At 48.8% G+C, this 13,804-nt stretch carries 14 protein-coding genes, 1 pseudogene and 1 riboswitch; of the genes and pseudogenes, 5 read left to right on the top strand and 10 right to left on the bottom strand.

What is annotated here, in order from left to right; genetic code table 11:
* The first annotated feature begins 233 nt into the window (after positions 1–233).
* Positions 234–414: riboswitch (cobalamin riboswitch) on the top strand.
* Positions 415–612: 198 nt separating this feature from the next.
* The 5 genes and pseudogenes from LC508_RS02945 (at position 613) to LC508_RS28490 (ending at position 4,127) form a co-directional block, all read left to right on the top strand.
* Entirely contained in the window at positions 613–1,359 is a 747-nt protein-coding gene (locus LC508_RS02945) for an energy-coupling factor ABC transporter permease (RefSeq protein WP_033141806.1), read from the top strand.
* Position 1,360: 1 nt separating this feature from the next.
* Positions 1,361–1,660: an energy-coupling factor ABC transporter substrate-binding protein gene (locus LC508_RS02940; RefSeq protein ID WP_033141807.1), complete on the top strand. Its 300-nt coding sequence runs from the start codon at positions 1,361–1,363 to the stop codon at positions 1,658–1,660.
* Positions 1,661–1,689: 29 nt separating this feature from the next.
* Complete coding sequence (cbiQ, locus tag LC508_RS02935) at positions 1,690–2,466, top strand: cobalt ECF transporter T component CbiQ (RefSeq protein WP_033141808.1); 777 nt, start codon at positions 1,690–1,692, stop codon at positions 2,464–2,466.
* Positions 2,463–3,065, top strand: a pseudogene (locus LC508_RS28495) (energy-coupling factor ABC transporter ATP-binding protein); the annotation flags it as partial. The gene cbiQ and the pseudogene LC508_RS28495, both read left to right, overlap by 4 nt.
* 273 nt (positions 3,066–3,338) lie before the next feature.
* Entirely contained in the window at positions 3,339–4,127 is a 789-nt protein-coding gene (locus LC508_RS28490; protein WP_225305384.1) for a sirohydrochlorin cobaltochelatase, read from the top strand.
* 94 nt (positions 4,128–4,221) lie between these two features.
* Here the strand turns inward: LC508_RS28490 and LC508_RS02920 are convergent, their stop codons facing one another.
* The 10 genes from LC508_RS02920 to cobT form a co-directional block, all read right to left on the bottom strand.
* On the bottom strand, positions 4,222–5,766 hold the full coding sequence (locus LC508_RS02920; RefSeq protein WP_225305303.1) for an NADase-type glycan-binding domain-containing protein: 1,545 nt from the start codon (positions 5,764–5,766) through the stop codon (positions 4,222–4,224).
* A 100-nt stretch (positions 5,767–5,866) separates the two neighbouring features.
* On the bottom strand, positions 5,867–6,517 hold the full coding sequence (locus LC508_RS02915) for a precorrin-8X methylmutase (protein WP_054351244.1): 651 nt from the start codon (positions 6,515–6,517) through the stop codon (positions 5,867–5,869).
* Positions 6,518–6,672: 155 nt separating this feature from the next.
* Positions 6,673–8,181, bottom strand: a complete 1,509-nt coding sequence (locus LC508_RS02910) for a cobyric acid synthase (RefSeq protein ID WP_103732487.1) — start codon at positions 8,179–8,181, stop codon at positions 6,673–6,675.
* Positions 8,182–8,219: 38 nt separating this feature from the next.
* Positions 8,220–9,275 (bottom strand): threonine-phosphate decarboxylase CobD, encoded by a 1,056-nt coding sequence (gene cobD / locus LC508_RS02905; protein ID WP_103732488.1) that lies wholly within the window; start codon positions 9,273–9,275, stop codon positions 8,220–8,222.
* A gap of 11 nt (positions 9,276–9,286) precedes the next feature.
* Positions 9,287–10,258 carry an adenosylcobinamide-phosphate synthase CbiB gene (cbiB, locus tag LC508_RS02900; RefSeq protein WP_103732489.1) on the bottom strand — a complete coding sequence of 324 codons (972 nt, stop codon included), beginning with the start codon at positions 10,256–10,258 and terminating at the stop codon, positions 9,287–9,289.
* Positions 10,252–10,869: a histidine phosphatase family protein gene (locus LC508_RS02895; RefSeq protein ID WP_103732490.1), complete on the bottom strand. Its 618-nt coding sequence runs from the start codon at positions 10,867–10,869 to the stop codon at positions 10,252–10,254. Before LC508_RS02895 ends, cbiB begins: the two co-directional genes overlap by 7 nt.
* On the bottom strand, positions 10,862–11,248 hold the full coding sequence (locus LC508_RS02890; RefSeq protein WP_054351243.1) for a bifunctional adenosylcobinamide kinase/adenosylcobinamide-phosphate guanylyltransferase: 387 nt from the start codon (positions 11,246–11,248) through the stop codon (positions 10,862–10,864). The genes LC508_RS02895 and LC508_RS02890 overlap by 8 nt, the downstream gene beginning before the upstream one ends.
* A 93-nt stretch (positions 11,249–11,341) precedes the next feature.
* Entirely contained in the window at positions 11,342–12,130 is a 789-nt protein-coding gene (gene cobS / locus LC508_RS02885) for an adenosylcobinamide-GDP ribazoletransferase (protein WP_033141816.1), read from the bottom strand.
* Entirely contained in the window at positions 12,117–12,680 is a 564-nt protein-coding gene (locus LC508_RS02880) for a bifunctional adenosylcobinamide kinase/adenosylcobinamide-phosphate guanylyltransferase (RefSeq protein WP_103732491.1), read from the bottom strand. The genes cobS and LC508_RS02880 overlap by 14 nt, the downstream gene beginning before the upstream one ends.
* Before the next feature lie 18 nt (positions 12,681–12,698).
* A complete protein-coding gene (gene cobT / locus LC508_RS02875) occupies positions 12,699–13,748 on the bottom strand; it encodes a nicotinate-nucleotide--dimethylbenzimidazole phosphoribosyltransferase (protein ID WP_033141818.1) in 1,050 nt (349 codons plus the stop codon).
* Positions 13,749–13,804 lie beyond the last annotated feature (56 nt).

Here is a 13,804-nt window from a genome sequence, read left to right as displayed (position 1 = left end):
AGTTCCTACACTCCATATCTTTCGTTTCCGTTTTTTAGATGCCGCGGTCATAAAATATGACTGTTCCAAATCTTATACGGCACCTGCTGTTTTTTCATATTAGCACAGAATGAAAACGGGTGCAACATCTTGTTCCCCGTATACCCGGCAGGAAGATCTGGTGCCATAATAGTTTTCTGATTTTTCTTGTCGAATTCAATTGACAAAAAACTTCCGGGGAGATACAATAATCACAGAATTGAGTGTGCACAGGTGTCCGCTTTTGCGGAAGAATAGGAAAGTTGAGTTAAAAGCTCACACGGTCACGCCGCTGTGAGGGAAGAGCTGCATTTTATAATGTCACTGGGAAACTGGGAAGGCAAAATGCAGCGATGAGGCCCGAGTCAGAAGACCTGCCTGTCACAAACGATTTACACAATGGTTACGAACGATGGCCTTGTGTAAGAACAGGCGGATACGGCATTTATTCTTTGTATAAAGTCACCTGCCCCGCGTTTGTTCTTCTGATGGCCTGTCGGTATTTCTGCCGCCAGGTTTTTTTATACCCTTTTTGGCCTTTTGCCGGTTAAAGGGTAAGGCTTTATTACTCGATCAGAAGGAGGAAAAGACAAAATGAGTAAGAAACAGAAAAAAATCATTGTACTGGCAAGCATGTTCGCACTGACCTTTGGTATCGTGCCCAACGTCAGCGCCATGCACATCATGGAAGGTTATCTTCCCGGAGGGTTCTGCATCGCATGGGGTGTCATCTGCGTACCATTCCTGATCGCAGGATTCATGTCCATCAAGAAAACCCTGAATGAACACAGAAATCTGATCACCCTGCTGGCAATGTCAGGAGCGTTCGTGTTCGTTATCTCATCTCTGAAGATCCCGTCAGTGACAGGAAGCTGTTCCCATATGACAGGAACCGGACTGGGTGCCATCCTTTTCGGTCCCAGCGCAGTTTCTATTCTGGGTATTATCGTGCTGCTCTTCCAGGCAATCCTGCTGGCACACGGCGGACTCACCACACTGGGCGCCAATACTTTTTCCATGGCGATTGCAGGACCTTTTGTATCCTACGGAATTTTCTTCGTATGTAAAAAATGCAGGGTAAACAAGCATATTTCCATTTTCCTTGCAGCAACTCTGGGTGATTTATTTACATACTGCGTTACTGCTGTTCAGATGGCCCTGGCTCATCATGCAGATACCACAATCATGGGCGCCATGGGAAAATTCCTGCTGGTGTTCGCACCTACACAGTTACCTCTGGCAATTATCGAAGGCATCATCACAGTTCTTATTATCATGGGTCTTGAAACCTATGCGAAACCGGAACTTCGTACCATCGGTTTTTTAAAGGAGGCAAAGTAATATGAAAAAAACAGTGATCGGATTATTAGTTGTGATTCTCTTAATTGCGTTTGTTCCGCTTTTTGCATTAAAAGATGCTGAATTCGGCGGCTCTGATGATGCCGGCAGCCAGGTAGTTGAGGAAGTGGATTCCGGCTTCCAGCCCATCGCGGAACCGCTCCTTGAAAAAATGCTTGGCCGCGAGCTTCCGGGCGAAGTGGAAAGTCTTCTGTTCTGCGTACAGTCTTCCATCGGAGTGGGCATTCTGGCCTTCTTTATGGGACGTTTTGTAGAAAGAAAGAAGCTGGGAAAAGGCGAATGATACTTTTCATCCGGCGAAAGGAGTAACTTATGATAACCATTGATAAGCTTTGCTATACTTCCAAGCTTAGATATGAAAATGCCGGTGAAAAGTTTGCGTTTGCGATGATTACACTTCTTTTTTGTGTAATGAGTCGTTCCATCGTGGTCGCATGCATTGTTTTAGCAGTCACAGGGATTCTCACCGTTTATAAGGGGGGAATCCCTTTTTCCCGCTATCTGCACTTTATGACTGTGCCGCTGGCTTTCCTGATTCTGAGCACCATTGCCATTGTTCTGAATGTAAAGCACGAACCGCTGGACCTGTTTGCCATCCCAATCGGGAGCTTATATCTCACAGGAAGTCTGGATGCCCTGCTCTACGCTCTGCAGTTGATCCTGACGGCACTTTCCGCAGTCTCCTGCCTGTATTTTCTGTCCATGACAACACCTATGCCGGACATCTTAAATGTACTGGGAAAGCTCCACTGTCCCAAACTGATGATCGAGCTTATGCTGCTCATCTACCGGTTCATCTTCGTGCTGCTGGACACTGCGTATTATATTTCCACATCACAGAACAGCCGCCTTGGAAACAGGGATTACAGGACAAGCTTAAAGTCCTTCGGCTCCCTTGGCTCTGTTTTGATGATTCGGGCAGTAAAGCGCTCCAATGCCCTCTACAGTGCCATGGAAGCACGCTGCTATGACGGCACCATCCATGTTTTGAATGAAACCTATCCTCCTAAGAAAAAAGTGATTGTGTGGATTGTTTTATTTGAAATCTTTTTATTTTCCATCATGATCTGGAGGAGGTTCTTCACATGAACAATGACATTATACTGAAAGCAGAGAATTTATATTTTTCTTATGACGATGAAAATTCCCATTCGTTAAACGGTCTCAGTCTGGAAATCAAACGCGGACAAAAAGTTGCGTTTATGGGTTCCAACGGTTCCGGAAAATCCACTTTCTTTTTATGCTGCAACGGCATTCACCGTCCCTCCTCCGGTACCCTGTACTTTGACGGAGAACCGGTCACCTATGACAAGAAGGGACTCTTAAAACTGCGCAGCAAGGTAGGAATCGTATTCCAGGACCCTGACAACCAGCTCTTCTCAGCCAGTGTATACCAGGAAATCTCCTTTGGCATCCTGAATCTGGGTGTGTCCGAGGAGGATGCAAAAAAAGAGGTGGAGGAGGTTATTGATCATCTGGAGATCACACCTTTCCGCCACAAGCCTACCCACTCCCTAAGCGGAGGGCAGAAAAAACAGGTCTCGATTGCAGACATCCTTGTTATGCATCCGGATATTATCATTTTAGATGAACCGGCAGCGGCTCTGGACCCCAAACACACCACCATGGTCAACCACATCGTCAATCGTCTGACAGAGGCCGGGATCACCGTCCTCATGGCAACCCATGATGTGAATTATGCCTATGAGTGGGCAGATGAGATCATGCTTTTTCATGAGGGAAAGGTTCTCATGCACGGCACCCCCGCTGATGTATTCAGCAACAAGGCAGTCCTCGCCCGGACGAACCTGGAACCGCCTGCTGTTCTGGAGCTGTTTGACAGTCTGTGTATGAAGGGTATTTTAAAGCCCACACTGCCTGTCCCCAAAAATCTGAAGACTCTGGAAAAATACATCGCAGATGTCAATATGAATACTACACATTACGGAGGAATATCACCAGTGAACACAGAGACAAAGAAAGCAATCCTGGCAGTCAGCTTCGGCACCAGCCATGAGGACACCAGAAAGGTCACCATTGACGCCATTGAAGATTCCATGAGACAGGCATTTCCCGAATACCCTGTCTACCGGGCATGGACCAGCAAAATGATCATACGGAAGCTGAAAAACCGTGACAACATTATTGTCCCCACAGTAAAGGAGGCCATGGAGCAGATGGCAGCCGACGGCATCACGGATGTGCTGGTACAGCCCACCCATGTGATCAACGGCATTGAAAATGACCGAATGAAGGAGGACGCCCTCTCCTTCCGGGATTCCTTCCACTCCATTTCTTTCGGAGATCCGCTGCTCACCACAGAGGATGACAGCCATAAAGTGATCGCTGCCATCGCCCGGGAATTTTCCCATATTACAAAGGATCAGGCACTGGTATTCATGGGACACGGCACCACACATTTTGCCAACTCCATCTATGCGGCTCTTGATTACACGTTCAAGGATAAAGGCTACCACAATTTCTTCCTTGGGACCGTGGAAGCCTATCCTTCCATGGAAAGCCTGAAAAAAATGGTGAAGGCTTACCGGCCAAAGGAAGTAGTTCTGGCTCCCTTTATGATCGTGGCAGGGGACCACGCGAAAAATGATATGGCAGGAGATGACCCGGAATCCTGGTACAGCCAGTTTAAAGACGAGGGATATGAAGTGAAGACCGTGTTAAAAGGTCTCGGTGAATATGAAGGCATACGCAGTCTCTTTATTGACCACATCCGTGCGATTGACAGATAAATATGTCTCCGGCAGCCATTCAGGCATCGGAGCTGTTGCCAAAAAGGCCATGAAGCAGAAAGCTGCTCTTCTGCTCCATGGCCTTTTTATATTGTTATTCATATATCTCAACTTCGGAGATACAGTTGTCATTCCATCTGTCTCCTTCATATCCGCTTTTGATATAAAGGGATACATAGGAAGCTTCCACGGGTTCATCAAAGGACAGGCAGAACGCTTTCATCTCATCAGAGAACTCCACATCCTTTTTCTGGGAATCGCCCACGCTGATGGTCAGGGACGCAGGTCTGGCATTTGCCTCCCACATGTTTTCACTTCTCCAGTTGCCCAGGTAAAGCACCATGTACCGCACTTTGCGGGCTTTGTCAAAATCCAGCCGGATGCCGGTGCCTTCGCCCAGTCCGTCTTCTCCCTCCTGCCAGGAGGAAGCAGTGTCACCATCCACAGCGCTGGCTGCACTGTAATCATATTTTTCGGAGGACTGCTGGGAATTCTGGTCAGCGGATGCAATGGAAACCTTCTGGAATTTTGAAAAGTCAATGCTGTCTGCATCCACCTGTTTAAAATATTCCTGTTTCTTTTCCTCTTTCTTCTCTTCCTTTTTTTCTTCCTTAGGCTTTTCTTCCTTCTCCGGCTCTTTGTCCTTATCTTTCTTGTCAGCATCTGCAGCACCGCTGTCCTTCTTGCCGGCATCTTTATCTGCCTCTTCGCCGCTGTCTGTGTCCTTGTTGGCTGCATCCTGCTTATTCTCTGTATTCTGCGCCTGCGCACCGGACGTTTTGTCTTCCGGCTCTATCTTGGCATAGTATGCCTTCTTCTCCTCATCCATCTGCTGCATGGTGCGCACACCCCACAGAATGCCGATCAGAAGACATACGATCAAAATGCAACCGGATATGAGCCAGATGGGACTCTTATTCTCAGGCTCTCCCCGATGTTTTTCTTTTTTTGGCTTGTTCGCAGCAGATTTCTGTGCCTGACTGACCAGATTTTCAAAAGGAAGTTCCTCTGTGTCTGCAGAGTCTGAATCCATAATATCTGCATCACTGTATTCTGCGTCAGAATCCTCTGTGCTTACGGGGTCCGCTGCTTTGTAATCTGTCTCCTCATGATCCGTATTTTCGGAATCTGCTGCGCTGCCATCTATATTATGGTCTGCTATTACAGCATCCGCTGCTTTAACATCTGCATCATAATCAGCTTTTGGCGTATCTGCCGCTTTAGAATCTGCATCATAGTCTGCTTGTACCACGTCTGCCGCTTTAGAATCTGCATCATAGTCTGCTTGTACCACGTCTGCCGCTTTAGCACCTGCATCATAATCTGCTTTTACCGCATCTGCCGCTTTCGCATCCACATTCCCGGAACCATTCCCCTCCCTCTGATTCTCGGAAACATAGACTTTATCAGTCTTTTCATACCCTGCTGCCGCGGCTGCTGCAACGCTGTGAGCGGAATCCTCTGTATCCTTATCCGCTGCTGCGGCAGCCTCCATCTTCATGGCCTTCAGCTCTTCGTCGCTTTTATAAAACTCCCAGATGTCGTCCTCATCCATGTATTCCTCGAACACCGCTTTTCCGCACTTTGAGCAGAATAAATCATCGTTGTCCAGCTCATGGCCGCATCTTTCACACTTCATATTATACTTCCCCTTTCTGCCATTTCACTCTGATGTGTTTTGCAGTGCTCTTTTCTGTGTATCGCAGTTTATGCTGCATAACACAGAGTGAACAGAAATTTTATTTCCAGTAGTCCCTCTCATTATCAATCATATAGAGAAGCGCATTGCAGATACAGGCTGCGATGTTGCTGCCGCCCTTTCTTCCCTTTGCCACAATGTAGGGAACTTCTGTTTCCATGATCATTTCCTTAGATTGTACCACATTTACAAAGCCTACGGGAACCCCTATTATGAGATATGGAGAAATTTTCCCCTCCCTGATCAGTTCATACAGACGGACCAGGGCTGTGGGCGCATTTCCGATGGCGAATATAAGAGGCTTTCCCATGGAAGCGGCTTTGTCCATACTTGCCACCGCACGTGTCGTCCCCTGGCTCTTTGCCGCAAAAGCCACATCCTCATCAGACATAAAACAGAAAACCTCCCCGCCGTACTTTGCCAGCGCTTTCTTGTTAATGCCCGCTTTTGCCATCTGTGTATCTGTCACAATACAGGCACCATTCTTAATGGCATCGATGGCTTTCTCCACTGCATGCTCGGAAAAGCAGAGATTCTCCGCATAATCAAAATCAGCGCTTGTATGAATACAGCGTTTTACGATCAGCTCTGTACCCGGAATCAGTTTTCTGTCTCCCAGCTCCTCTGTAATAATCTCAAAGCTTCTTGTTTCAATCTCTTTTGGTTTTACATTTTCTAATTCTGTCTTCATCTCATCTGCCCTTTCTATATAACAGTTCAGACAGGTCTGCGCATTTACTGCACTGACCGTATGAACAGGTAGCGCCTGCAGGCATCCAGCCCATCGCGAAGCGATTTTTCATGGCTGGATGCGTAACAGTTCAGCTTATCTGAACTGTTACCTTTCTATATGCCGGCTTCCAGGATTTCATATATCTTTTTCATATCCAGATGCTTTCTCAGCTCACTTGCCAGAATATCGTACTGTGTCTCCTTAAACTCTGCAAATTCCACACCTGTCATCTGGCTTACATCCAGGCCTTTTATTTCCCCTATGGCTTCCACTATCTTCCTGGCCACTTCCTCTTTGTCAAAAATACCGTGCACATAAGAACCATAGACATTTCCTGCACAGGCTCCGTCCTCCTTGGATGTGCCCTTCACCGTATCTGTGATGTTCACAAAGGGGCTGGCTCCTTCTTTCAGGGTTGTCACTCCCATATGGATTTCATAGCCCTCCAGCTTAACGCCTGTCAGGCCTTTTAATACGCCTTCCACCTTTGGAAAGCTTCCCTGCACTCTGGTCCTTGTCTTGGCGCCCCGGAATATGGTATCCATTGGAAGAAGCCCCATGCCCTTTAACTGTCCGCCTGCTTCCACATGATCCGGATCAGACAGTGTTTCTCCCAGCATCTGATAACCGCCGCATACACCGAAAATGATTTTTCCCTCTGCCGCCTTTTTTAAGACAGCAGCCTCCAGACCGTTCTGGCGCAGCCAGAGAAGATCCTCCATGGTGTTTTTAGAACCCGGAAGCACGATCATATCGGGATTTTTCAGCTCCCGTACGGTTTTCACATAACGCACAGACACGCCCGGAATCACCTCCAGCGCATTAAAATCCGTAAAGTTGGAGATACGCGGGGTGCGGATCACTGCAATATCGATCAGATCCACTTCCTGTTTCCCGTCAAACCGCTCTGTCAGGCTGTCTTCATCTTCCACCTCAATGTTCAGATAAGGGGCTACACCCACCACAGGAATGCCGCTCTTTTCTTCCAGCATTGCAATCCCCGGGTCCAGAATGGTCTTATCACCCCGGAACTTGTTGATGATCATACCCTTGACGATTTCTTTCTCGTCCTCCTCAAGAAGCATCACCGTGCCGATCAACTGTGCGAACACACCGCCACGGTCAATATCGCCTACCAAAAGCACCGGCGCTCCTGCTATTTTCGCCATTCCCATATTTACGATATCTTCCTGTTTCAGGTTGATCTCCGCAGGACTGCCTGCGCCTTCGATCACTACAATATCATATTCCGATGCCAGTTTGTCATAAGCTTTCTTAACTTCCGGTATCAGGTTCTTTTTGTAGGCAAAATATTCCCTTGCGCTCATGGTTCCCAGAACCTCTCCGTTTACAATCACCTGGCTGCCCGTCTCATTGGTAGGTTTTAACAAAATTGGATTCATGTAGACAGAGGGCGCGATTCCTGCTGCCTCAGCCTGCATCACCTGCGCCCGGCCCATCTCCAGACCCTCCTCTGTTATAAAAGAGTTGAGTGCCATGTTCTGCGATTTAAAAGGGGCCACCTTGTATCCGTCCTGTTTAAATATACGGCACAGGCCAGCCGTCAGAAGACTTTTCCCCGCATTGGACATGGTCCCCTGCACCATTATTGCTTTTGCCATTTCCTGTTCCCTTCCTTTCTCCCGGTGTATTTCTCTATTCAGACTGCCTGCAGCGCCCGAATCTCTTCAAGCACATGCAGGAGTTTTGTATTCTCTTCCCTGAGCCTTACAGCAATCCTGTAGTACCCCCTGGAAAGTCCGTAGTAATTGCTGCAGTCCCGGATTAAAATCCCTCTTTCCAGACATTGCCGGTAAAGGTCTTCGGGTCCTTTAAAAAATATGTAATTGGCACTTGAGGCATAGGTCTGATACCCCAGGCGCTTCATGCCATCCAAAAGCCAGATGCGCTCCCTGTGTATGGCTTTCATGGATTCCTCCACATATTCCCGCTCTGAAAGTGCCGCAATACCGGCTTCCTGGGCCAGAATGGACACATTCCACGGCTGGGTCACCATCCGCATTTTTTCAAGCAGTTCTCTGTCTGCGCACAGGGCATATCCCAGTCTGACACCTGCCATGGCATAGCGCTTTGTAAATGCCTTGAGTATAAAAAGATTTTCACTCTCTGCCAAATACGGCTTCATGGTATGCACATTTGGATGTTCCACAAAATCCACAAAGCATTCATCCAGCATAAGGATACAACCGCATTTCTCACAGCGGCGCAGCACATCCTGTAAAAAATCCTGCTCCATAAGCACACCGGTAGGGTTATTTGGGTTGCACAGAAAAACCATATCCAGTTCTTCTGTGATGCACTCCAAAAACTCCCTTCCCACCAAAAATCCGCATTCCTCCTTCAGCGTGTACCGTTTGATCTCACAGTCCACCGCCTCCAGAGCCTGTTCGTATTCCGCAAATGTAGGGGCGGGAAGCAATGCCTTTTTTGGTTTCAGGGCCAGCACCAGGGCAAAGATCAGATCCGCTGCGCCGTTTCCGCAGATGATCTGCTCCTGCGGAGTCTCCTCATACCGGCTGATTGCCTCTCTCAACCGCTCACACTCCACATCCGGATAATGGCAGACCTGATCCATGGCTCTGGCTACAGCCTCCTTTACAGATTCGGGCGTGCCGAAGGGATTACAATTGGCGGAAAAATCCGTCACATTCTGATGGCGGTAGACATCCCCGCCATGGGTGTGGTAACTTATCATCTATTTTCTCCTTACAGTAACATGAAAATCCCCATACGGATCAGGGCAAAGAAAAGAGTCCCCAGGGCAGCGCTTGCATACAGCAGACGGTTTGCCCTTTTAATGTCCTCTGTTTCCACCTCTCTTACCGCGTCTCCGATGGTGGGTTTTTCATATAATTTTCCGAAATAAAAAGCATTTCCCGCAAGCTGGATGTCCAGAGCACCTGCCATGACAGCCTCTGTCTGGGCAGAGTTTGGGCTTGCATGATTGTAGCGGTCCCTCAGAAAGATTTTCTTCGCGTTTTTCCAGTCAAATCCCGCAAAAAAGGAGGCCAGTATCATCAGCCAGGCGCTGATCCTGGCCGGTATGTAATTGGCAATATCATCAAGCTTTGCTGCATATCTTCCGAAATGCAGGTATTTTTCATTTTTATACCCCACCATGGAATCCATGGTATTGATCCCCTTATACAAAAACATGAGGGCAGGTCCCCCAATAGCCATATAAAAAAGGGGTGCAATGATGCCGTCAGATGTATTTTCCGCAATGGTCTCCACCGCTGCCTTTGTCACACCGGCTGCGGATAAGCTCCGGGTATCTCTTCCCACGATCATGGAAACCGCGGTTCTTGCACCCGGCAGGTCCGGCTTTTTCAGCGCCTCATACACACGCATACTTTCCGCCTTCAGAGACTTCACTGCCAGCATCTGATAGCACATGAAGGTTTCCAGGGCGATCCCCAGAACCGTGTGGATATGGTAAGCCAGATACAGAAGCAGAAACGGAACTCCTCCGCTTCCTATACAGATAAGCAGAACAAGAAAAAATCCGGCTGTCTTCTCCCCCCCCGGGGTTTTTGGAAACATACGCCTGAGTATTTTTTCCAGCAGTGAGATACCATTTCCGATGATACGGACCGGATGGTACAGCCATCTGGGATCCCCCAGAAGCAGATCTATCAAAAAGCCCAGTATCAGGGCCAGTGCTGTCCATTTTACCATGTCTTGTCAAATCCTTCCTGTGTATATTTGCCGGCCACCTGTATCTTCTGGCTCTCTCTCCACTTCTTTTCTTCCACCAGTACCTCGTATCCCTGGGCATTCTTCACCTGCCAGTCAAAATAGCTCCTGTCCGCGTCTGCACAAGCGCCAAGGATACTCATGATCGTTCCCCCGTGCACCACAAGGGCTGCTGTGTGCAGGCCATCCTTCAGACACTGCTCCACACAGCGGGCAAATCCCCGGACGCACCGCTTCTGAAACATTTCCTGGCTTTCCCCCTCAGGAAAAGGCAGGGTTCCGCTGCTGTCGATCCATGCCTGATACTCCGGATTTCCTGACAGCTCTTGGTAATTCTTATTTTCAAAAATGCCGAAGTCGCATTCTTTTAAAAGCACTTCCTCTTCTTTCTCCGTACCCGGAAACAGAATCCCGGCTGTCTCCAGACACCTGCGCATGGGGCTTACAAAAACCCGCTGGACAGGCGGGTAGGAAAACTTACCAAGAAGAAGGATTCCCTCCTCGCAGAGAGGTTCATCCGTGCGGGAGCCAATATAACGCCCCAGTCTGTTCCCCGCCGTCATGGAATGGCGGATCAATAGAATCTTAAGCATCTTTTATCACCGTCCCGATTCCGCAGGTCACCCGGACTACACGTTTCGCCGCGGCTGCCATCCTTGTGCAGATCCTGCCCACAGCCTCCCGGTATTTTCGGTCAAAGGCATCCACAGGGACCACACCATACCCCAGTTCATTGGAGACCAGCACAATGTCCGGATTTCTCACGGATAATTCCTTTTCCAGATCATCCAGGTCCCTGCCCTCCAAAAGTCTCGCCCGTATCCACTCATGGAAATGATACAGGCATCCGCAGGAGAAAATATCTTCATAGGAGGCATCTGCCCCGTCTGTCATCTCTTTCTCCTCAAATCCCTGCATGGTTTTTACATATTCCTTTTTTCCCTGAAATGCTCCGCCAATAATCAGCTGCATATACCTTTCCTCCATTCTGTTTCCTTTGTACCCTCACAGTCCTTTGTCTACGGAATTCAGCCTGACTGCCGGCTGCATTTGGTCACTTTTCTTCTACAGGCAGCGCACAACCACCTCACCGATCACTGTGAACAGGGCAATGACAAGCTCACAGATCTGCATATGAAAACCGGCCAGGTCACCTGTGATCCCTCCGAACTGTTTCATGGACATACGGTAATAATACAGATATTCCAACGCCGCACCCAGTATGGCAAACCCACCGATCACCGGCTGATAGAAAACCATCAGCACAGCCGCTGCCAGTGAAAAAAGTACAGAGACCACTCTCACCGCGTTTTTCTGCGCACCGTCTGAAAAAGTGGCTGCCAGTCCGGTATTCTTAGCCATGGGAAAGGACGCGATTGAAAATGCCCCCATCCCTCTGGAGAGTACAAATCCCATACACACAACAGGAAGCCCCGCTTCGGTCAGCTCACTGTACACGCCAAAATACAGAAGGAAATAGCAGATTCCCACGATAATGGCAAAGGCTCCTGCATTGGAATCCTTTAAAATTTCCAGTTTCTTCTCCCTGGGCTGATAGGAATTCAGGGCATCTGAGGTGTCCAGAAGGCCGTCCAGATGGATTCCGCCGCTTACCGCAACAGGAATCAGAAGAAGCACAATGGTGATAAAGATACGGCTGTCCAGAAAACTGCCGGCATATGTACCCCAGAGCCAGGAAAGCCCGCCGATCACCACGCCTATCAATGGAAAAAAGCACATGACATACCGCATGTTTTCCTTCGTCCATTCACTCTGAGGCATGGGAATCTTGGAATACATGGAAAATGCGATCTTAAAACTGTTCCAAAACTGTGCCGCTTTACTCTGTCTCATCCGATATTTCCCCCGTCCTGTCTGTTTTCTCTGTCCTGTTCTTGTATGTGAGGGGAATGCCATACACCACCTCTGTCACCTGACAGGCCCGGCGTGCTGTCTCCCGGTTGATCTCACCCAGGTATTTCTGGTACCGTCTGGTCTCCTCCTCATACTCTATGCCGTCGGAAAAAATTTCGTTGGTCACGATCACCAGCTCCGCTGCCTGCGCATCCAGAGCCTCAATCCCTTCCAGCACTGCCTCCACGGTCCTCTCCTTTGCGCCGTCCTCCTGAAACATCTCATTGGCGGTCAGATTGGACATACACTCCAGAAGCACACAGGCGCCTTTTGGCACCTGCACATGTTTCAATCCTGTATAACACTCTATTGTTGTGAAATTCTTCTCGGCGCGCATACGCCTGTGGCGCTCCACACGCTTTTTGCTCTCCTCATCAAAGGGGTACATGGTGGCAATGTAAATCCTTTCACAACTGCCAAAGCCAGTGAGCACATCCTCCGCATAGGCGGATTTTCCGCTCCCGCTTCCCCCCGTCACCAAAGTTATCATAATTTCGCTCCGCTTTCCTTAATCTAACGGCACATAAGCATCCATGCCGATACCGCCGAAATCGCTCATTCCGTAAAATACTGCTGTGGCAATGTCTAAGAGCGGGAAGAAAGCCACGGCTCCTGTTCCCTCTCCCAGGCACATATCACAGTGCAGACAAGCTTCCTTGCCAAGGGCTTCTAAAAGCAGATGGCCTGCAGGCTCTTTTGACACATGGCTGGCGATCATATACTGTTTTGCAGTGGGGCAGATACCGGCTGCAACCAGGGCTCCGGTGGCTGAAATGACGCCGTCAATGACAACAGGGATCTTAAGAGCAGCACCGCCCAAAAACAGACCTGCAATAGCAGCGATATCAAATCCTCCCACCTTGGCAACCACATCGATGGCATCGTTTTTATCCGGTTTGTTCACCTCCACCGCTTTTTTGATGGCATTGATCTTACGGTTTAAGCCCTCACTGGAAAGACCTGCGCCGCGGCCTGTCATATTCTCCACAGGCATATCCAGGAGCACGGATGCCACAGCACTGCTGGTTGTGGTATTTCCGATTCCCATCTCACCGGTGGCAATGATGCCGTATCCTTTCTCTTTCAGCATTTCCACCATCTCAATGCCTGTCTCGATGGCTCTTACCGCCTGCTCTCTTGTCATGGCAGGTTCTTTTGTCATGTTCTTTGTTCCATAGGCGATCTTGCGGTTTAAGATACTGACATCTTTTGCCACGCCCACGTCAACAGGGAAGATCTCCGCTCCGACGGTTTTACACATGATGCTGGAGACAGCTTTTGTCTGCAGGAAATTCTCTGCCACCAGAGCTGTGATCTCCTGCCCGGTCTGGGTCACACCCTCCTCGACCACGCCGTTGTCCGCACACATGGGAACCAGTGCTTTCTTTTCCAGATGGATATCCAGACAGCCTGTGATACCTGTGATCTGTACCAGCAGGTCCTCCAGCTTGCCCAGGCTGTGAAGGGGATGCGCTATACTGTCCCAGCGTTTTTTGCTCTCCTCCATCACTTCCTCATTGACCGGTTCAATTCTTTTCAAAGCCTCTTCCAGTTTCATGTTTCTTTCCTCTCTTCCTCTTTCTGTATTTTGTGGTAACGATTCAGCAGATCAGT

The organism is Blautia parvula, assembly GCF_020215665.1.
GTDB lineage: Bacteria > Bacillota > Clostridia > Lachnospirales > Lachnospiraceae > Blautia > Blautia celeris.
The sequence above is the reverse complement of the archived record's forward strand: the minus strand, read 5'-3'. Positions and strand labels throughout refer to the sequence as shown.

Coding starts and splice junctions, on each gene's coding strand:
- LC508_RS02945 (WP_033141806.1), top strand. CDS start 613: ATGAGTAAGAAACAGAAAAAAATCATTGTACTGGCAAGCATGTTCGCA.
- LC508_RS02940 (WP_033141807.1), top strand. CDS start 1,361: ATGAAAAAAACAGTGATCGGATTATTAGTTGTGATTCTCTTAATTGCG.
- cbiQ (WP_033141808.1), top strand. CDS start 1,690: ATGATAACCATTGATAAGCTTTGCTATACTTCCAAGCTTAGATATGAA.
- LC508_RS02920 (WP_225305303.1), bottom strand. CDS start 5,766: ATGAAGTGTGAAAGATGCGGCCATGAGCTGGACAACGATGATTTATTC.
- LC508_RS02915 (WP_054351244.1), bottom strand. CDS start 6,517: ATGAAGACAGAATTAGAAAATGTAAAACCAAAAGAGATTGAAACAAGA.
- LC508_RS02910 (WP_103732487.1), bottom strand. CDS start 8,181: ATGGCAAAAGCAATAATGGTGCAGGGGACCATGTCCAATGCGGGGAAA.
- cobD (WP_103732488.1), bottom strand. CDS start 9,275: ATGATAAGTTACCACACCCATGGCGGGGATGTCTACCGCCATCAGAAT.
- cbiB (WP_103732489.1), bottom strand. CDS start 10,258: ATGGTAAAATGGACAGCACTGGCCCTGATACTGGGCTTTTTGATAGAT.
- LC508_RS02895 (WP_103732490.1), bottom strand. CDS start 10,869: ATGCTTAAGATTCTATTGATCCGCCATTCCATGACGGCGGGGAACAGA.
- LC508_RS02890 (WP_054351243.1), bottom strand. CDS start 11,248: ATGCAGCTGATTATTGGCGGAGCATTTCAGGGAAAAAAGGAATATGTA.
- cobS (WP_033141816.1), bottom strand. CDS start 12,130: ATGAGACAGAGTAAAGCGGCACAGTTTTGGAACAGTTTTAAGATCGCA.
- LC508_RS02880 (WP_103732491.1), bottom strand. CDS start 12,680: ATGATAACTTTGGTGACGGGGGGAAGCGGGAGCGGAAAATCCGCCTAT.
- cobT (WP_033141818.1), bottom strand. CDS start 13,748: ATGAAACTGGAAGAGGCTTTGAAAAGAATTGAACCGGTCAATGAGGAA.